The organism is Taurinivorans muris (assembly GCF_025232395.1).
GTDB lineage: Bacteria > Desulfobacterota > Desulfovibrionia > Desulfovibrionales > Desulfovibrionaceae > Taurinivorans > Taurinivorans muris.
Genome location: NZ_CP065938.1, coordinates 58,218 through 78,198, shown reverse-complemented (window position 1 = coordinate 78,198; position 19,981 = coordinate 58,218). Strand labels below are relative to the sequence as shown.

Below are 19,981 nucleotides of genomic sequence, written 5' to 3'. Positions count from 1 at the left end.
ACTGAGCCGCATACGCCAAAAACCGCGTCCTGTTTTGCCATACCCCGCTTCTTGTTCGCTATTGAAATCAATCCTGAATACCATATGCGGCAAGTCCCGGTCTTAACCGCCGAACATCCTTTATTTTTTACTGGACAAAGCCGAAAATTTAGGCTAAAAAGAAAAAGCGTTTTTAGAAAACGTGTTTTTTTGTTGTGTCAAAATTTTATTGACCAATATCAAAAATATTGACTAACAATTTGATTTTATTACATATTTATCTTTTATGGAACAAAAACACGGTATTCTTTTGCTCAATAAGCCTAAAGGCATGAGCTCCGCCTTTGCTGTCGGACGTCTGAAAAAGCTTGGACAAAAAAAAATTGGACATGCCGGCACATTGGACCCTATGGCGACAGGGCTTTTGATCGTCCTTTTGGGCGAAGCGACGAAACTGTCGGGATATTTGCTCGAAAACGGCGAAAAAACCTATTCCGGAACACTGGAACTCGGTAAAATAACCGACACGTGGGACGCTGAAGGAAAAATCGTACAAGAGAACGATTATTCCTTTATTACAGAGGAAATGCTTGCGAATGCCGTAAAAAACTGGCTTGGGAAAAGCATTCAGGAAGTTCCGCCCTATTCTGCGGCGAAACATAACGGGCAGGCTCTGTATAAACTCGCCCGTGCGGGGAAAGAAGTACCTGTAAAAACAAAAGAAATTTATATTTCGCATGCTGAAATCCAATGGGTGGATTTGCCTTGCATGCGATTTCGGGTAACATGCAGTTCTGGCTCCTATATACGGTCCCTCGCCCACAGCTTGGGGATACGACTGGGAAGCGGAGCAACGCTCACAGAACTTACCCGTGAACACAGCCACCCTTTTTACCTTCAAGATGCCGTAACACTTGAAGAATTGCAGAAAAAACCGGAAATACTCAATGAAAAGCTCATTCCCATGGAAAACGCTTTGCCGAACTGGCGGATAATTGAGTTATCGGAACGCGAAGCAAAAGCGGTGAAAAATGGCAATCCCGTTCAAACCGCTGATACGGATTTCACTGAAAATGAAAGAGTTTTTCTGCGTTATCAGGGAAACGTGCTCGCATTGGCCGAAGGAAAAGTCATTGATTCAAGAAAGTTCTGGCAAATTCTGAGGGGGCTGGCAACCCTATAACTCCATATTCATATGGACAGGAGGATAATGCTGTGGCTTTGGATACAGCTCAAAAACAGGCAGTCATCGCTGCCCACGCAAAACATGAAGGCGACACCGGTTCTCCGGAAGTTCAAATCGCACTTTTAACCGCCCGTATTGACGGTCTTACAGACCACTTCAAATACCACAAGAAAGACTTCCACAGCCGTACAGGTCTTTTAAAATTGGTCGGTCAGCGCCGTAAGCTTCTTACGTACTTGAAAAAAACCGATATCCAACGTTATCGTGCTCTTATCGAAAAACTTGGATTACGCAAGTAATTTTTAGGGGGAAGGCATCTTCCCCTTTATCTTAGCAGTCGTGTAACGGAGGGTCCGTGAAAAGGACCGATCGCTTGGTATTTTTCACGGAATCTCCTTACACAGGAGAAAAAAAATGAGTTTATTAGATTGTACTCGCGTTACCGCCACAGTCGGCGGTAAAGAAATTATTTTGGAAACCGGCAGGCTCGCCCGTCAAGCCGCCGGCGCTATTTGGATACAATGCGAAGGAACAGTATGTTTTACCACTGTTTGCGAAACCCCGCTCGATACGCCGAAAGACTTTTTCCCCCTTACGGTTGAATATGTTGAGAAAATGTATGCGGCAGGCCGCATTCCCGGAAACTTCTTCCGCCGCGAAATCGGTCGTCCAAGCGATAATGAAACCCTTATTTCCCGCTTGATCGACCGTCCTATCCGCCCATTGTTCCCAAAAGGATACGGCAACGAAGTGCAGGTTTTGGCGCAGGTTTTATCCGTTGACGGCAAAAACATGCCTGATGTGCAATGCATAACAGCCGCTTCCGCCGCCCTTTGCGTTTCCCACATTCCTTTTGACGGTCCTATCGCTGGAGCGAGACTCGGACGTGTCAACGGAGAATTTGTAATCAACCCGACCATTCAGGAATTGGAAGAAAGCGACCTCGACCTTGTTTTCGCGGCTTCTGAAACCGCTGTCGTCATGGTTGAAGGCGAAGCGAAATTCGTTCCCGAAAATGTCATCATCGAAGCTCTTGAATGGGGACACAAAGCAATTCAGCCTCTTATCGCAGCCCAAAGGGAACTTGCGGAAAAAGCAGGCAAAGCGAAAGTTCCTTTCACGCCAAAAGAAGATGATGAAGCCTTATACGCCCATGTTGAAAAATTGGCTCTCGATGCCGGCATGGCTGAAGCGCTTCGCGTTGTCGACAAACTGGAACGCAAAGACGCCCGCAAAAAAGTGAAGGACACTGTCAAAGAAGCTATGCGGAACGACCCGGCTTATGCCGACAATGAAGAGGCGATGGGCGAGGTCGGCGTTATTTTGGAACATTTGGAAAAGAAAATCGTACGTCAGCGTATTTTGAAAGAAGGCACGCGTATCGACAACCGCGACACCAAAACCGTCCGTCCCATTGAAATTGAAACGAGCGTCCTTCCGAGAACCCATGGTTCAATTATTTTTGCCCGCGGCGAAACAAAAGCCCTTGTCGTCACGACCCTGGGCGCAAGTTCCGACGAATTGCGCACGGACGGCATCAACAGCGGTGATGAAGTAAAACAATTCATGCTCCATTACAATTTCCCGCCTTTCAGCGTCGGCGAAGTGAAATCTTTGCGCGTGTCACGCCGTGAAATCGGACATGGACACCTTGCGGAACGCGCCTTGAAAGCGATTATCCCAAGCCAAAGTGAATTTCCGTTTACCGTACGTGTTGTTTCCGAAACCGTGGAATCAAACGGTTCTTCTTCCATGGCTGCCGTTTGCGGCGGCTGTTTATCCCTCATGGACGCCGGCGTGCCGATCAAAACCCCTATTGCCGGCGTTGCAATGGGACTTATCAAAGAAAATGACGAATATCTCGTACTTACCGATATTTTAGGCGATGAAGACGCCCTCGGCGATATGGATTTCAAGATCGCGGGCAGCGCTGACGGTATCACAGCCGTACAAATGGACATAAAAATCAATGGATTGCCCACAGACGTTATGGCGCGCGCCATGGCACAGGCAAAAGAAGCCCGTTTGCATATTTTAAACATCATGCTTACGGCTCTTCCTTCCTATCGCAAAGAATTATCACAATATGCCCCCCAATATGCCCAACTTACCGTAAATCCTGATACAATCCGCATGATTATCGGTCCCGGAGGCAAAAACATCAAAGCAATCACCGGGGCTACCGGTGCGACCATCGACATTGACGACAGCGGCGAAATCAGCATTTTCGCTCCTACCAGTGAAGCAATGGAAAAAGCCAAAGAAATGGTGCTCTATTACGACCAAAATGCGGAACTTGGCAAAAACTACACTGCAAAAGTCCGCCGTATTTTGGAAATCGGCGCTATTGTCGAACTCCTGCCTAATGTCGAAGCTCTTGTGCATATCTCACAGCTTGACGTCAACCGCGTTGAAAAAACCGAAGATATCGCTCATCTTGGCGAAGACATGCTTGTTAAAGTCATTGAAATCAACGGCGATAAAATCCGTGCCAGCCGTAAAGCTGTGCTTTTGGAAGAACAAGGCATCGAATGGAATCCTGAAGATACCGCCCGTCCTCCCAAAAGAGAACGCGGAAACAGAGAGCAAAGGGGCGACCGTCACGACAGAAAACCGCGCCGTGACCGTGAACCAAGAGATTAATAACAAATAAAACAAAATAAAACCAATAATAACAGAATATCGCATTGCTTTATTCTGTTATTATTTTAAGGAAGCAAAATGGAAAAACCCAAAATAAACATACTCTCGTTAAGTGCAAAAAATAAAAGCTCATATTTTTCATATCTGTTCGGACAAGTCAAATATCGTATAAAATCTTTTTTTTATGCCCTTACGCGTCAGCAATTCAAAAAAAATAGCAATATTGAAAAATTAGCGGAATTGAAACTGACAAAATGCTGCAAAGTGCTGCGTCATCCCGCAGTTTTTAAAAGCCTTATCCGCGGCTTGACCGCATTGGATGTGCCTTTTGCTTTCAGCGGCAAACAGCATTCCGACACCAATATATATATATATATTGATTTGGCTTGATAATATAAACGACCTGCAATGGCTTGCAAAAATAAAACAAGAAAGAAACATTAAAATCCTCGCTGTTCCGACTGCCTATCAAATACGGGAATATCATTCGCTCCGTTATCAAGAAATCAGACAACGCTATATTGATACCATCGACATTCATCTTACGGCTTCACAATTTGAAACCGACTGCCAAAAAGAACAAATCAATGCTGCCAAGCTGAAAATTTGGTGGTCCGGTGTCGCGTTAGGTAAAAATAACCCGATACTTGGAAATAAAAAATGCATTTGCTATGTTAAAGCAATACCTCTTGATACTGCTTTGATAACTGAAATAGAAAAATTGGGAATCCAATGTTCCGTTATTCATTATTATCAAAATATGAATTATAATTATTTTGACTGGAAAGAAAAACTGCAGGATGTCGATTTAGTCGTTATTCTTACCGATATCCAAGAAACGCAAGGCATCGCTTACTTCGAAGCATGGGCGGAAAACAAGCCCACCATACACCCAAAAGGACTTTGCCCGTATTCTTCCAACGAAACAAGTTTGGAATATGCCAGCATGGAAGAACTTTTTGAAATTCTCAAACAATATGCGCATGATCCGAAAAAATTCCTAAAACAATTCAATCCTTATGAAGCAATAAAAAACAACTATACTGACGAAATTTCCGTGCAAAATTTACTCGATATAATAAACGAAAATACAAAATCCTAATAAGTACCACCGGCTGAGCGGGGGGTCTTCTCAAGCCCTGGAGGGCATGGTACTGGCTTGCGCCTTAAGGCGCTTTGAATGGTTCGCCAATCGCATTTTATTCACAAGCTGCTGCTAAAGCAGCTAACCAATGCCTTATTTATTCTTACTACCCGTAAACGGGTCATAATATTCTTTGAGCGAATATTGGTCAATCATTATATCTTCATTTAACTGATTTTGAATATACGCTTTTATTTTCTCTGTATTCTTCCCCACTGTATCAACATAATAACCCCTGCACCAAAAATGTCTGTTGCCATATTTATATTTTAGATTTGCATGTCTATCAAATATCATCAGTGCACTTTTTCCTTTCACATAGCCCACAAACGATGATACGCTTACGTTTGGTGGGATAACTACTCACATATGTACATGATCTGCACACATCTCACCTTCTATTTATTGTTACTTTTTTCTGTTCACAAAGCTGCCTGAGAATTTTTCCTATATCATTTTTTATTTTCAGATAAATTTCTTTACGACGAAATTTTGGTGCAAACACGATATGATATTTGCAATTCCATTTGATATGGGATAAACTTTGATTTCCATTCATAGAAATGTCCTCCTTTGATTTGATTGACGAACACATCAAATGTATATCAAAGGAGGACATTTTTGCATCTAAAGATTTTTAATTCCACCTGCATAGCAGGTGGTTTTTTTATGCTAAAGCGGACAAATAAAAAAGTGTCAAACTCCGACACTTTTTTATTAAAACATAACAAACCATCTTTCCATATGCCAAGCCTACAAATACTAACTCATAACCGTATCATGGTCAAATGTTACTTCGATTTTTGTGACTTCATCTTCGGTAGTATACATAAATAGTTTGATTGCAGCATAATATCTCCTTCTATTAAAATAAATAATAATTTAATAACAATTATACTCGATTACTATCTTTCAGACCTATTACATGTTTTCCTATTTGTTCTATAAATAGTTGATCAACGTTATACTTTTTAGAAAGATTTTTACTTGTTTCTTTATTATTAATTAAGTCTTTAATAATTTTCAAAACTTTACCTATGGTAATATTCATTTTAAACTCTGGAGTTCCAAGTAGTTCTGATATATCCATCAAATTCAGAACAAATTTTTTCGATTCATTAGGTATAACTTGCTGAGGTCTTGACACAGTTTTTTGTAATTGATGAGATTGTATAAATATATTTTTAGGCTGAAAAGTCTTTGTATATATAGTTTGCCCAAGCGTAGTCTGCCACTTGTTGATTATTATAATACCATTCTTTCCATTTGAGACACTACTTGATTTAATAAACCGCATTTTACCAATAACTGTAGAATTCCATTGATTATTCTGAGCTTTTGCCTCTTCAACTTCTTTCTCGGTAGCTTCCTTTTTATTATCTGCCATTAGTAATTCCGTCATTTGAATAAGACAGTTATAATCTTGAACTTCTCTCCATTCTGTCGGAATCCAATCTGTTCCGCTAAGCATACCCAATAATCCGCCTGTAATAGATGCAATAGTATCGGTATCAGCGCCAAATGAGAACGCGGGGATTTTTATTCCAAGAGAAGGATTATTTGCATATCTCGAAGTTAAATAAATGGCAGCTAATATAGCAACATCTCCGGCACCATTTGATTTATCAAAGCATTCTAACTCAGTTAATACTTTTGTATCATCAAGAATTAACCCTTTTTTTAACGAACTTCTTATAAATTCAAGTTTTTTTACCATGCGAGCACGGACATTTTTCCATTCTAGCAAAAAATCGTATTCAAGATTTTTCCGAGCAATATTAAGCCATTTTTCAAAGATATCTAAATCCGGAATCGCCCCCCAAACATTCTGACTATCTATTACTGCAGTAACAAGTTCACCATATTCTAAAACGGTTTCTTTCTTTAAAAAATACTCAAGCGCATAGGCATAACATGTTGCTCCTAAAAACGCACGAGGATGACCATGTGTTATAAGAGTATCCTTTATAACATCCACTATTAGTTTCGCAGTATTGGGTATTTTTGCAGATGCAATAACATGAGGCAAAATACGCATTACAGCCCCATTTCCGCCAGCATTATAATAATCTCGATTACATCGAGATTGCCATAACAAAATTCCCTTTTCGCATGATTTAGCAGCTTTTAGCAAAGCGCTGCCTCCTCCACGCTCGTAATTTAACCAAAAAGGAAGTTCTTTTTTTGCAAAAAATGTCTCCCAATCCCCAGCAATAATACTTCGTGCCACAGCCAGTGTCAATTGCGTATCATCACTATACTCGCCGGGCAAAATTTTTTCATCATGCCACCGCGGATTATTAGAACTACGAATCCAGCCAACAAAATTATCCATAGCTCTTGTTTTTTTTGCTCTGTTTTTAGCACGCGGTTCATTAGGCCATCCTAATGCATCGCCAATAGCAGTAGCTAACATTGCTCCTTTACATTTTTCCATTTGAGTCGGTATTTTCATAGACATAATTTATCCCTCTTCTGACCATTCGTACAGAATCTCATTTGGTGAATAGCCCTCTTTACTCATATTGCTCCATTTCGGAGTCAATACATCTGGAGCAATATATATGTTTATATGCTTCACATCATACATTTTTAAAATTGAATAAACACGTCCTGCAACATCCTTATTACCAACAGCAATACCCTGGATATATTCTCGTGGTATACTATTTTCTATCAATATCTCGGCTTGTCCATCTGTTGGACAACAAGAAAGCATTTTGGGTGATCTAGGATAATCAAAAGTAGAAACGGAAGGGGCAAAAATGGAATCTATTTCATCCATATTGTTATTTATATAAGCTCCATTTTCCTTACTTGCATTGCAAGGACAAAATTTTGTTTTTTTATAATTTAGTATGTTCAAATCAATATACAAAACAATCCACTCACTAAAAATTCTATCTGAATTATTCTTCATAGCTATTTTTAAGAACCACGAATTTGGGTACTGTACAGAGCAGCATACAAAATCTAATTCTCCATCATACCGTGCGGTATCATTCACATTTCTCATATCCTGACGTATTGAACTACTAGCTAACACACCATCTACAGAAGTAATAATATGTGTCAGGCTTTGAAACTTTGTAAAATGACATAGTCGAGTAACACCGCGTGTTATCAAAATATCATATGCACTCATGACAGCTGATCCTCATAATAGAAGTCATAAGTATTCGGCTCTTGTGGAAATAAAGGTGACAAATTTCCACTGTAGGTCATATAAAGACCGTATTTAGATCGGGTTACAGCAACATAAAGGAGTTTTATTTCATCAGCATACGTTTCCTCAATAGAAACAGCTCTCGCAATCATATCAGGATCGGGAATTTTATCCTCAGTTAAATATGGAATGAATACGTTGTCAAATTCCAACCCTTTTGCAGCGTGAAAAGTTGTAAGATATACTTGCTTTAAATGAGCAAAACCAGGGGTTCCTTTATTAATTTCTATTGCTTCACAACCTTTATTTTTTAACAAAGACAAGAAATTAGTAATATCATCCCTATTTCTACAAATAATAACAGCAGACGATGCTTTTCCTATTGTTATCACACGATCTACAATCCAACTAACTTCATGTTGTTTATGGGAAAACTCTATCAATATTGGCTTTGGTCCTTTTGCAATCTGAGAAGTAGCGTCTATCATGTCTCCATCGTGTCGCCAGTATTTATTTCGAGTTATAGATTTTGCAAATTCCGTAATTGTCATAGGATTACGATAATTTACATCAAAGCGCCATACTTTATTTATATCTATACCAGAATCGCGCCATGACAAACGACTACCATAGATTTGCTGTGCAACATCCCCAAAAAATGTAAGAGATCCATTATCCGCCACAGACTCTACCAATGACTTAATCATCATTGGTGAAAAATCTTGCCCTTCGTCTATAATAATATGTGTATATCTCCGTTCACTATCGTCATTTTGCAATTCATTAAAGACAGATAGTGCCAAATCATCCCAATCATATTTTTTACCACCTGCTTCACGCAATTCTCTATATCTGTCATATACCTCAAAAATCCATTTTCTATTTTCACGTTTAATATTTGCAGAAGCACGCCCAATACGTTCCGCTTCTTTATACTCGGTAATATCAGAAAAACCAAATCGTTCGATAAATGTAATTTCCTCAATAAAAAATTCTAAAGAACGCTTAAGAGTCGATTCTGTTGGATATTTCTTTTTTAAAAAGTCCAAAGCCTGTGCTATGTAAAATTCTTTTTCATTCGGCTCTGCAATTCCGTTCCGGCTTGGCATTTTACCCCGGCTATTTAAATAACCACGAGCAAATGTATGATAGTTTTCAACCACAAGTTTTTGAGTTTGATTATTACTTAACTCACGCATATATTTAACTAATGCTCCATTAAATGTAACAAGCAACACATTGCCACCATTAGGAATGTTAGCGAGATGATGAGCTCGCAACAAAGCAACGGTTGTTTTTCCGCTTCCAGCTGTTCCCAAAACAACAATATGTCCTTTTGCAGGAAGTGCCATAACCTCTTCCTGTTTTCCTCTTGGTTTGATATTCATTTTTTACCCCTCCAATATATTTATATAGAATAAAAATAAATTGTATCTAGTAAGTTATTGCAAATTCTTGAGATACTATAAATAAGTATTATCGCAATTTCAAGACAATACAATTAGTAAGTAACGGATATCCCAAATACAATTTCTTTCATTTAATTCATCCAATTCTTCTGAGAAAGGATATCTTAGCCTTGTAATAAATCTATCATCATTTTTACTGTAGATCTTACCTATACTTAATTAATAGTTATAAATCAAAGAGCAAAGAGTAACAGTCTAATATTTAAATTATTTTTATTGTTGTCTGTATGCTCAATATAGTCTCCTGTATAAAAAACATTCTACACATTTCAATACAAAAATTTAGATTTAGTATATCGCCAATACCGAAATAAGGAAAGCATAATTTCCTAAATTATTTCAAAAATCAAAAAAATAGCGCAATATGAATTAACTATCAAATTTCATAGGATAATCGTGCCTATTCATTTATAGAACCAAAATCATGCTATCCCCTGCGATGGGATTATTTCCTATTATGCTTATAATCCCACGGAGAAAGAGGATTTTTTTCCTGCCATAAGCCTTGCCGCGAATTTACGGCTTCTTCCTGCACATGCTGCCAGCCTACGCAAAGAATGATATCCTCGCAAAACTGCGGATAAACCCATGCGAAACCGTTCCTGATCAAATCTTCCTGCAAAGCGATACCGTTTTCATCAAATAACACGGCGACATAACGCCCGTATTTATCTTTATACCGCACATCCAGCGAATACAATTTGTCTTTAACGGTGTCTTCCAAAAAAACTTTGGCTGACAGGGAAAAATTCTGCCCTTTTTCAGGCGCGTCAATCCCGTACAAACGAAGTTTTATTTTCTTCCCGTTACTGCCGAGCGCGTCCAAGCTATCCCCGTCGTAAACGTTCACGACTTCAACCTTGTTCTGCTGCATCATGCTTTTTTCTTCCGTAAAAAGTTCCGCCTCGGCAACATTATTCGTTCCGTCTTCCTTTTCAGCGAAAAAAACGACCATTCCGCCCAAAAGAAAAGGGAAAAGCAAGGAAATGAACTTTATGATTTTTTTATTTATACACATGGCTTACCTCAAAATTTTCCTCACCTTACCGCTATTTTCCAAAATAAACAAGTTGCAATTCCGAAGTATTTGCTATATAATAATAGCGATTTGAAATTATTGACAATTTCAAAGGAGTATTGAACTTCCCATCAACATTCTAACGTAGGAGCTGGTATGAAACGCTTTTCTGCTTTGGTTTTTGCCTTTCTGTTTTTAGCTTTGGCGCCTTTCGCCCAAGCAAAAACATACGTAAACGGTATTGATGCAAATTATCCTCCTTTCTCATTTATCGATGAACAAGGAAACGCCGCTGGTTTTGACATTGAATCCATGAACTGGATAGCAAATAAAATGGGTTTTGAAGTTCAGCATACTCCAATAAACTGGGACGGTATCATTCCTGCTCTGCAAGCCAAAAAAATCGATATGATCTGTTCCGGCATGAGCATTTCCGAGGAAAGAAAACAAGCTGTCAATTTTTCCGAACCGTATTATTCCATAAAAAAATACATTGCTGTGAAAAACGGCTCCGACCTTACCGCTGAAGAAGTTTTCAAAGGCAAATATACCCTTGGCGTGCAGCGCGGCACAAACGAACATGAACTTTTGCAATCCCGCATCGACAATGAGAAATTAGCCATCACCCTGCGCCTTTACGACTCTCCTCCGATGAGCGTGGAAGACCTTTTGAACGGACGTATCGACGCTATCGCCATTGATTCTGCTCCTGCCGAAGACGCCATTAAAAACGGCAAAGCTATCAAAATCGTGGGCGAATATGCTCCGGGCGATGATTTCGGCGTTGCAGTGAACAAAGAAAATGCGGAACTTTTGAAGCTCATCAACGACGGCTACGAACTTTTGAAAAAAGACCCGTTTTGGCAAGAACTTCACACTAAATATTTAAGCAATCATTAATCCTTTTCCGGGCGTACTTTTCAAATAAGTACGCCCTCCATATGAGCAAAAATTCGTTTTTGCCCTTTTTATTTTAAATGTTATCGGAAAAAATGTGGAAACCCTAAAAACAATTCTTATCAATCTGCCCTATATTCTTGAAGGAACATATATCACTGTCTTGCTTGTCGTGGGAGCATTGGCTCTTGGCTTTTGCCTCGGCGTTCCTCTCGCCATCATGCAGGTTTACGGCAACAGCCTGATCCGCCGCTGTGTCGGATTATATGTATGGTTCTTCCGCGGAGTGCCTATTTTATTGCTTCTTTTCCTTTTCTATTTCGGTTTGTTCAACGTCATAGGCTTGAATTTGGACGCGCTCACGGCTTCCGGCTTAGTCCTCGGACTTGCCAGTTCCGCCTATCAATCTCAAATTTTCCGCGGCTCCATCCAATCACTGCCTATCGGACAATACAAAGCAGGCTCCGCCCTTGGCATGACCGATGCGCAAATCATTAAAAACATCATTCTTCCCCAAGCCTTACGCCTTTCCATTCCGGGATGGTCCAATGAATTTTCCATTTTATTGAAAGACTCCGCCCTCTGTTTCGCTGTCGGGGCTTCCGAAATTATGGCAAGAGCTCATTTTGTCGCTTCCCGCACCTATGAATATTTGCCGCTTTATATCACAGCAGGTTTTTTATATTTTCTCATCACTCTTGCCGGAATACGCATTTTACGCCGCGTGGAACAAAAATACGCAATTCCGGGCTATACACTTTCCGTATGATTAAGGACAGACAATGACAACTCTTCTCAGTGTGAAAAATATCTCTGTAACCCTTGGTAACAGAAAGATTTTAGATAACGTTTCCCTCGACATGGAAGCAGGGGGGCTCAAAGTTCTAATCGGACCTTCCGGAGCCGGAAAAAGTACGCTTTTACAATGCATCAATCATCTTATCGTTCCCGATGAAGGCGAAATTTATCTCGAAGGCAAAAAAATCAATACTCAAAACAATGCGGAACTTTGCCGTTTACGCCAAAATGTCGGCATGATTTTCCAAGACTTCAATTTGTTTGACCATTTGACAGCCCTTGACAATATTTGTTTGGCGCTTATCAAAGTGCATAAGCTTTCAAAAACAGACGCGCAAAAAAGAGCCAGAAAAGAACTGGAACGGGTCGGGCTCGCCAACCGCGCGGGACTTTATCCCGCCCAGCTTTCAGGCGGACAAAAGCAGCGTGTCGCCATTGCAAGGGCGCTGGCAATGCAGCCGAAAATTCTTTTGCTCGACGAACCCACCTCCGCCCTCGACCCTGAACTTGTTGGCGAAGTCATGACCGTTATCCAAGACCTTGCAAAAGGCGGCATGCCTATGATTATGGCGACCCACCAAATGGATTTCGTACGTTCCCTCGCCACAGAAGTTTTGTTTATGGAACATGGCGTTATCATTGAAAAAGATACGCCGAAAGTTTTGCTTGCGGAAGGGGCGAAAACCCGTACCCTTGATTTTTGCTCCAAACTGACCACCCTTACAGGCAATGCCGGCTAAACAGGAATAAAAATGGAACTTTTTGATTTGGCATTTTATATGGAACGGGTCATTCCAAAGCTCAACAAGGGACTGGTGGAAAGCCTGTGGCTTATCATCCCCGCAGCCCTCATCGGCGGAAGTTTCGGAATTTTTATGGGCGTACTGCGTGTTTTCGGAACAAAGTGGATAAAGAAAACAGCGGATACCTTTGTTGCCGTCATCCGCGGAGTTCCCCTCACCATTCAGCTCATGATCCTGTATTTCGGTCTGCCTTACCTGCCTTTCATAAAAATTTATCTGACCCCGTATCAAGCCGCGCTGATCGGCTTCATTTTCTGCACAGGCGCATATCAATCGGAATATATACGCGGAGCGCTTCTCTCCATAAAACAAGGGCAAATAAAGGCGGGGCAAGCCCTTGGCATGACGAAATTTCAGATTATTTGGTCGATTATCATTCCGCAAGCGTTCAGAAAAGCCATTCCGGGCTGCGGCAATGAAATAATTTACCTTATAAAATACAGTTCACTTGCCTATATCGTTACGCACATTGAATTGACAGGTGAAGCGAAAATTCTTGTTTCAAGAACATTCCGCCCCACCGAAGTTTATTTATTGGCAGGCTGCTATTATTTATTTTTAGTCACCTTGGCGACATGGATTCTTCACGCACTGGAGCGCAAGCTCCACATACCCGGCTTTGGTAAAGCCAATTCGTAAGACTTATGGCACATTCAAATTTAGAAAATATCAGAAACTTCTCCATCATTGCGCACATTGACCACGGCAAATCCACATTGGCGGACAGGATTTTGGAATTTACCAATCTTGTCAGCGACCGTGAAAAAAAAGACCAATACCTTGACAATATGGATTTGGAAAGGGAACGGGGCATCACAATCAAAGCCCAAACCGTGCGTATTCCGTTTACGGACAAAAACGGGAAAAACTATATTTTGAACCTTATCGACACCCCGGGACACGTTGACTTCAATTACGAAGTTTCCCGTTCCTTGGCTGCCTGCGACGGAGCGCTCCTTGTCGTGGACGCAACCCAAGGCGTCGAAGCCCAAACCCTTGCCAATGTTTATTTGGCGCTTGACCATAACCACGAAATCATTCCCGTGCTCAATAAGATCGATTTGCCAAGCGCCGATGTGGAAAGGGTTGAAAAGGAAATCGAAGAAAGCATAGGGCTTGACTGTTCCATTGCGGTTCCCGTTTCCGCAAAAACCGGATTGAATATCGATAAAGTCTTGGAAGCGATAGTCGAATACCTGCCCGCTCCGCAAGGAGATTTGAACGCTCCGCTGAAAGCCCTTATTTTTGATTCTTGGTATGATTCCTACCAAGGCGTCATCGTGCTTTTCAGGATTATGGACGGAAAAATCAAAAAAGGCGACAAAATCCGCCTTATGGCGACCGGCAAGGAATATGAAGTCATCCGCTTAGGGGTGTTTTCTCCTACGGCGAAAGATTTGGACGAACTCGGAGCCGGCGAAGTAGGCTTTTTATGCGGCAACATCAAGGAACTTGGCGACGCCCGGGTCGGCGATACCGTGACTCTTGCGGAAAACCCGGCGCGTGAAGCCGTTCCGGGGTTCAAAGAAGTCCAATCCATGGTTTTCTGCGGTCTGTATCCGACTGATTCCGCTGACTATGAAACCCTTAAAACTGCTTTGGAAAAATTGCAGCTCAACGATGCCGCATTCTCTTTTGAACCCGAAACCTCACAAGCTCTCGGCTTTGGCTTCCGCTGCGGTTTTTTGGGCTTGCTGCATATGGAAATCATTCAGGAAAGGCTTGAACGCGAATTTCAAGTGGAACTTATCGCAACAGCCCCGTCCGTCATTTACAAAGTCCTCACCACCGAAGGACAGGAACTTTCCATCGATAACCCCTCAAAGCTTCCCGACCCCGCAAAAATTGAAGTTCTCTACGAACCTTATGTCAAAATGGACATCCATGTTCCCCAGGAATATGTGGGTAATGTGTTCAAGCTTTGCGAAGAAAAACGCGGCATTCAAAAAAACATGGGCTATCTGACTTCCTCCCGCGTTGTCATCACCTATGAACTGCCTTTTGCGGAAATTGTTTACGATTTCTTTGACAGGCTGAAATCAGGCACGAAAGGCTACGCGTCCATGGACTACGAACCTATCGATTACCGCGCCTCCAACCTTGTCAAGCTTGACATCATGCTGAACGGCGATCCGGTTGACGCCCTCGCCGTCATCGTGCACAGAGACAAAGCCTATTATTACGGCAGAAATCTCGCCTTGAAACTCAAACGCACCATACCGCGGCAGCTTTTTGAAGTCGCCATTCAAGCGGCTATCGGGCAAAAAATCATAGCCAGGGAAACGGTTTCCGCTTTCCGCAAAAACGTTACCGCAAAATGTTACGGCGGCGACATCACCCGTAAGCGCAAACTTCTTGAAAAACAAAAAGAAGGCAAAAAACGCATGAAGCGCATGGGCAATGTGGAACTTCCGCAGGAAGCGTTCCTTGCCGCGCTTTCTGTCGGCGATGAGGCGTAGTTTCATTCTTCTGCCCCAAAAACGGCGCGCTGCGGCTTGAGCAATACGCCGCTGCGGAATAAAAAATTAAAAACAAAACTTTTTGCTTGCTTTTTACAAAAAAAAATGCAAAATAACGTTCTCAACATTGTAACCATGAATCATGGTAATTAAGGAAAGGAGAGAAACTCATGCCAAAGATGAAAACGAGTCGCTCTGCCGCAAAGCGTTTCACTGTGACAGGCAGCGGAAAATTCCGCCGTCGTCGCCAAGGCTTACGTCACATTTTGACTAAAAAATGTGCGAAACGCCGTATGCTTTTAGGTCAAAGCGCAATTGTTGACAAAACAAACGAAAAAGCTTTGCGCCGTCTTATGCCTTACGCATAATCTGGCGTTTCTTATTGAATTAATTGTAACATATTTAACACTTCACTGGCTTTTACCGATCTCCGCCTCGTGAAGTTGATTTTGGAGGTATTCCATGCGTGTAAAGAGAGGTCTTGCTAGTCATCGCAGACACAAGAAATATTTAAAATTAGCAAAAGGTTTCCGCGGCGGCCGCAGCCGTTTATACCGTACCGCCCGTGAAGCGGTTGAACGCTCATTGGTTTATTCCTATCACGGACGTAAACTCCGCAAACGTGATTTCCGTAAGCTTTGGATTATGCGTATCAATGCCGGTGCACGTTTAAACGGTCTTTCTTATTCACGTTTCATGCACGGTTTAGAGCTTGCCGGTGTTGTTATCAACCGTAAAATGCTTGCCGATTTAGCTGTTCGTGAAAAAGCCGACTTTGCCGCTCTTGTGGAATTAGCGAAAGCTAAACTTGCTTAATCTCCCACACTTAACGCAATGTTTTAGGAAGGGTAAGCTATTGCTTATTCTTCCTTTTTTTCTTATTTTATTCCAACAAACCTATATTATGAGAGTTTACTATGGATATTCAAAGTCAACTTGGCAACCTTGCAAATGAATTGGAAAAAGCTCTTGCCGCAATAAGCAGCCTGCAGGAGCTTGAGGCGCAGCGGGTGAATTTTCTTGGCAGAAAAGGACATTTGGCTCAAATCATGTCACGCTTGCCGGAACTTTCCCCTGAAGAACGTCCCGCTTTCGGACAAGCTGCGAATGCTGTGAAAAACAAACTGACCGCCATGCTTGAAGAACGCAGGATATCCATGGAACAAGAAAAAGAAGCGGCTTTGCTCGCAAATTTCGATGCGACGCTCCCCGGCAGAAAACCGTGGCAAGGTTCACTGCACCCGATCACCCGCGCCATGGAGGAAGTGACTTCCGTTTTTCAAAATATGGGTTATCAAATTGTCACTGGTCCGGAAGTCGACACCGATTTTCATTGTTTTGAAGCGTTGAATATGCCTCCTGAACACCCCGCCCGCGACATGCAGGACACACTCTATATTCAGGACAAAGTGGTTCTGCGTACCCATACTTCGACCATGCAGGTCCGTACCATGCTCAAGAATAAACCGCCGCTCGCCATTATCGCTCCGGGAAAAGTGTACCGCCGCGATTCCGACCTCACCCATACCCCCATGTTCCACCAAATCGAGGGATTGGTTGTTGACAAACATATCACCATGGCTGATTTGCGCGGCACACTGACAGCATTTTTGCAAACCGTTTTCGGCAAACAGACGAAAGTGCGTTTCCGTCCGAGCTTTTTCCCATTCACCGAACCGAGTGTTGAAGTGGATATGAGCTGCACCCAATGCGCAGGCAAAGGACATTTGGCAGACGGCTCCCCCTGCCGTATCTGCAAAACCACCGGCTGGCTCGAGATCTTAGGCGCCGGCATGGTCGACCCCGCCGTTTTTGAATCTGTCGGCTACGACCCGAAAGAAATTACGGGCTTCGCTTTCGGACTCGGTGTGGAACGTATTGCCATGCTCAAATACGGCATTACTGATTTACGTATTAACTTTGAAAATGATATGAGATACTTGTCCCAGTTCACGGGGGCATAATCTCTTTTAATATAAGGAATATCGTATGTTATTGAGTTTAAATTGGCTTCGGGAATTTGTGCCGTACGCAGGAAGCGCGGAAGAACTGGGCGAACGCCTCACCATGCTCGGACTGGAACTTGAAGAAATTGTCCATCCGTTCCATGAAATCCGTGAAATGGTGCTCGGACGCGTGCTCACCTGCGAAGACCACCCTGATTCCGACCATTTGCATGTTTGCTCCGTTGATTTAGGCGGCGAAGAACCCGTCACCATTGTTTGCGGCGCCCCCAATGTGGCGAAAGGACAGCTTGTTGTCGTCGCCCCTGTCGGCTCAACCATGCCCGGCGGATTTCAAATAAAAAAAGCAAAGCTCCGCGGCGTGCCTTCCAATGGCATGATCTGCTCTGAACGGGAAATGGGACTGAGCGACGACCATTCCGGTATTTTGGTTCTTCCTGAAACGGACAGGCACGGCAATCCGTTTAAAGTCGGCTCAAGTTTTGTGAAAGCCATGGAAATGGATACCGAAGTTCTCGACCTCAGCATCACCCCGAACCGCGCCGACTGTCTTTCCGTGCTCGGCATTGCCCGCTTGGTTGCCGCCGCATATGGCTTGCCTCTGACACCGCCCGAATTTAAGCTTGAGGAACACGGCGCCGACTGCTCCGGCGAATACGCCATTGAAATCAAAAATCCCGACTTTTGCCCTTGTTATTGCGGACGTGTTCTTGAAAACTGCACAACGGAAAAATCCCCCTATTGGATACGCTACCGTCTGCACGCCGCCGGTCTGCGCCCTATTTCCAATCTTGTGGACGTGACGAACTATATTCTTATGGAATTGGGTCAGCCACTCCATGCTTTTGACGCCGACACCCTGAAAGGCGGCAAAATCATCATCCAATCCGCAAAGGAAGGACAAAAATTCACCACCTTGGACGGTCAGGAGCGAACCCTCAAAGAAAGCGACGGTCTTATCTGCGACGCCGAAAACGCCATTGCGTTAGCCGGTGTCATGGGCGGACTTGATACGGAAATTTCAAGCACGAGCAAAAACGTGTTCCTTGAATGCGCGTTGTTTAAACCCGCCTCCATCCGCCGTACCGCACGCCGCTTGGGTTTAAATTCCGACGCAAGCTACCGCTTTGAACGCGGGGTCGACCATGAAGGCATGGCTTATGCCCTTGATAAGGCGGCTTATCTCATGCAAACATATGCCAAAGGAACGGTGCGCAAAGGCATTTGCAAAGCGGAACCGAAACCGTTTTCCCCCGCAAGGATTTCTTTCCGCCCAAGCCGTCCGGAATTTATACTCGGCATGCCGATAAGCGAAGATTTTTGCGAAAAAACGCTGCTCGCTCTTGACTGCAAAATTGAAAAAACAAGCAAAGAGGAATGGACCGTATACGCTCCGGGCCGACGCTATGATTTGACCCGCGAGGCTGATTTGGTTGAAGAAATAGCGATTTTCAACGGCATAGACAATATGCCGTCAACATTGCCGAAACTTTCCCATACGTTGGAACACTGCGGAAAAACCGAAGGACAGCACCATTTCATCATGCGCGCTAAACATTTCCTTGCGGGTCTTGGCATGAACGAAGCCATCAATTACAGCTTCGTCGGCAACAATGATTTGGACATGCTCAATCTTCCGAAAGAAGACCGGGTGAACATCATCAATCCTCTCAGCGCCGAACAGGACGTGCTTAAAACCCATCTTGCGGCGGGAATACTGCAAAGCGTACGTGAAAATATAGCCCATGGGGCGCTTGGTCTGCGTCTTTTTGAAATCGCCCGCACGTTCCATAAAGACGAACAAAGCGAAACAACCGTAAAGGAACGTCTGCATCTTATTTTCGCTCTTTACGGCAACCGCTTTGACAATGCATGGGGAAACGGCGAAGAAGAAACCGATTACACGGACCTGCGCGGTTTTGTCGACCATTTTGTTGCCGATTTCCTGCACCTTGAAGCAATGCGGGTGCAAAAACTTTCTTCCCATCCTTATTTGAGCCCTGCCGTGGAACTTTCCACTGACAACGGACAGGTTGTCGGCATCATGGGACGTGTGCAAAAAAATATCGCGGAAGAATATTATGCAAAAAAATCCATTTGGATCGCGGACTTGGAATTGGATACCTTGGAAGAGCTGAGCCGCGGCAAAAAACCGCATTTCACCCCCTTGCCGGTTTATCCCGCCGTGCGCCGCGACATGACCTTCATTTGCCCGCAGGAAATGCCTGTGAAAACCGTCCTTGACGCAATTTGCCAAAGCAAAGGCAAATTCTTCACGGGAGCGGAACTGCGTGACCTTTATATTCCAAAGGACAGCAATGAACGCAACCTTACGTTCCGTCTGACATTCCAATCCTTGGATAAAACCCTTGAAGACAAGGAAGTTGACAAAGAACGGGAAAAAATCGCCCAAGCCGTGATGAAAGCTCTGAATATCAGAATGTGATTTTTCCCA

17 protein-coding genes and 1 pseudogene are annotated in these 19,981 nt (G+C 43.0%); 13 read left to right on the top strand and 5 right to left on the bottom strand.

The genetic code is table 11. The features are described from left to right. Positions 1-265: 265 nt before the first annotated feature. From truB to JBF11_RS00330, 4 genes are all read left to right on the top strand, one after another. Positions 266-1,162 (top strand): tRNA pseudouridine(55) synthase TruB, encoded by an 897-nt coding sequence (gene truB, locus JBF11_RS00345; RefSeq protein WP_334315406.1) that lies wholly within the window; start codon positions 266-268, stop codon positions 1,160-1,162. Positions 1,163-1,194: 32 nt separating this feature from the next. Next, on the top strand, positions 1,195-1,464 hold the full coding sequence (rpsO, locus tag JBF11_RS00340; RefSeq protein ID WP_334315405.1) for a 30S ribosomal protein S15: 270 nt from the start codon (positions 1,195-1,197) through the stop codon (positions 1,462-1,464). Between the two features lie 115 nt (positions 1,465-1,579). Then, positions 1,580-3,808: a polyribonucleotide nucleotidyltransferase gene (gene pnp, locus JBF11_RS00335; RefSeq protein WP_334315404.1), complete on the top strand. Its 2,229-nt coding sequence runs from the start codon at positions 1,580-1,582 to the stop codon at positions 3,806-3,808. 328 nt (positions 3,809-4,136) lie between these two features. Then, complete coding sequence (locus JBF11_RS00330; protein ID WP_334315403.1) at positions 4,137-4,910, top strand: hypothetical protein; 774 nt, start codon at positions 4,137-4,139, stop codon at positions 4,908-4,910. Positions 4,911-5,045: 135 nt separating this feature from the next. Here JBF11_RS00330 and tnpA read toward each other — a convergent pair. From tnpA to JBF11_RS00305, 5 genes and pseudogenes are all read right to left on the bottom strand, one after another. After that, a pseudogene (gene tnpA, locus JBF11_RS00325) lies at positions 5,046-5,511 on the bottom strand (IS200/IS605 family transposase). A gap of 333 nt (positions 5,512-5,844) precedes the next feature. Next, positions 5,845-7,413, bottom strand: coding sequence for an ADP-ribosylglycohydrolase family protein (locus tag JBF11_RS00320; RefSeq protein ID WP_334315402.1), 1,569 nt, complete (start codon positions 7,411-7,413; stop codon positions 5,845-5,847). Between the two features lie 3 nt (positions 7,414-7,416). Then, positions 7,417-8,097 (bottom strand): DUF4433 domain-containing protein, encoded by a 681-nt coding sequence (locus tag JBF11_RS00315; RefSeq protein ID WP_334315401.1) that lies wholly within the window; start codon positions 8,095-8,097, stop codon positions 7,417-7,419. Further along, positions 8,094-9,506 (bottom strand): 3'-5' exonuclease, encoded by a 1,413-nt coding sequence (locus JBF11_RS00310; protein WP_334315400.1) that lies wholly within the window; start codon positions 9,504-9,506, stop codon positions 8,094-8,096. The genes JBF11_RS00315 and JBF11_RS00310 overlap by 4 nt, the downstream gene beginning before the upstream one ends. A gap of 526 nt (positions 9,507-10,032) precedes the next feature. Then, positions 10,033-10,605: a thermonuclease family protein gene (locus JBF11_RS00305; RefSeq protein ID WP_334315399.1), complete on the bottom strand. Its 573-nt coding sequence runs from the start codon at positions 10,603-10,605 to the stop codon at positions 10,033-10,035. Positions 10,606-10,761: 156 nt separating this feature from the next. On the opposite strand from JBF11_RS00305, the gene JBF11_RS00300 reads away from it, so the two are divergent. From JBF11_RS00300 to pheT, 9 genes are all read left to right on the top strand, one after another. After that, positions 10,762-11,505, top strand: a complete 744-nt coding sequence (locus JBF11_RS00300; RefSeq protein ID WP_334315398.1) for an ABC transporter substrate-binding protein — start codon at positions 10,762-10,764, stop codon at positions 11,503-11,505. A 94-nt stretch (positions 11,506-11,599) separates the two neighbouring features. Continuing rightward, complete coding sequence (locus JBF11_RS00295; protein WP_334315397.1) at positions 11,600-12,271, top strand: amino acid ABC transporter permease; 672 nt, start codon at positions 11,600-11,602, stop codon at positions 12,269-12,271. Between the two features lie 13 nt (positions 12,272-12,284). Next, a complete protein-coding gene (locus JBF11_RS00290; protein WP_334315396.1) occupies positions 12,285-13,040 on the top strand; it encodes an amino acid ABC transporter ATP-binding protein in 756 nt (251 codons plus the stop codon). Positions 13,041-13,052: 12 nt separating this feature from the next. Beyond that, positions 13,053-13,742, top strand: a complete 690-nt coding sequence (locus JBF11_RS00285; protein WP_334315395.1) for an amino acid ABC transporter permease — start codon at positions 13,053-13,055, stop codon at positions 13,740-13,742. 5 nt (positions 13,743-13,747) lie between these two features. Continuing rightward, positions 13,748-15,562 carry a translation elongation factor 4 gene (lepA, locus tag JBF11_RS00280; protein WP_334315394.1) on the top strand — a complete coding sequence of 605 codons (1,815 nt, stop codon included), beginning with the start codon at positions 13,748-13,750 and terminating at the stop codon, positions 15,560-15,562. A gap of 170 nt (positions 15,563-15,732) precedes the next feature. Continuing rightward, positions 15,733-15,930, top strand: a complete 198-nt coding sequence (gene rpmI, locus JBF11_RS00275) for a 50S ribosomal protein L35 (protein ID WP_334315393.1) — start codon at positions 15,733-15,735, stop codon at positions 15,928-15,930. Between the two features lie 94 nt (positions 15,931-16,024). After that, positions 16,025-16,378 carry a 50S ribosomal protein L20 gene (gene rplT, locus JBF11_RS00270; RefSeq protein ID WP_334315392.1) on the top strand — a complete coding sequence of 118 codons (354 nt, stop codon included), beginning with the start codon at positions 16,025-16,027 and terminating at the stop codon, positions 16,376-16,378. Between the two features lie 101 nt (positions 16,379-16,479). After that, a complete protein-coding gene (pheS, locus tag JBF11_RS00265) occupies positions 16,480-17,526 on the top strand; it encodes a phenylalanine--tRNA ligase subunit alpha (RefSeq protein ID WP_334315391.1) in 1,047 nt (348 codons plus the stop codon). 25 nt (positions 17,527-17,551) lie between these two features. Continuing rightward, entirely contained in the window at positions 17,552-19,972 is a 2,421-nt protein-coding gene (gene pheT, locus JBF11_RS00260; protein WP_334315390.1) for a phenylalanine--tRNA ligase subunit beta, read from the top strand. Positions 19,973-19,981: the final 9 nt, after the last annotated feature.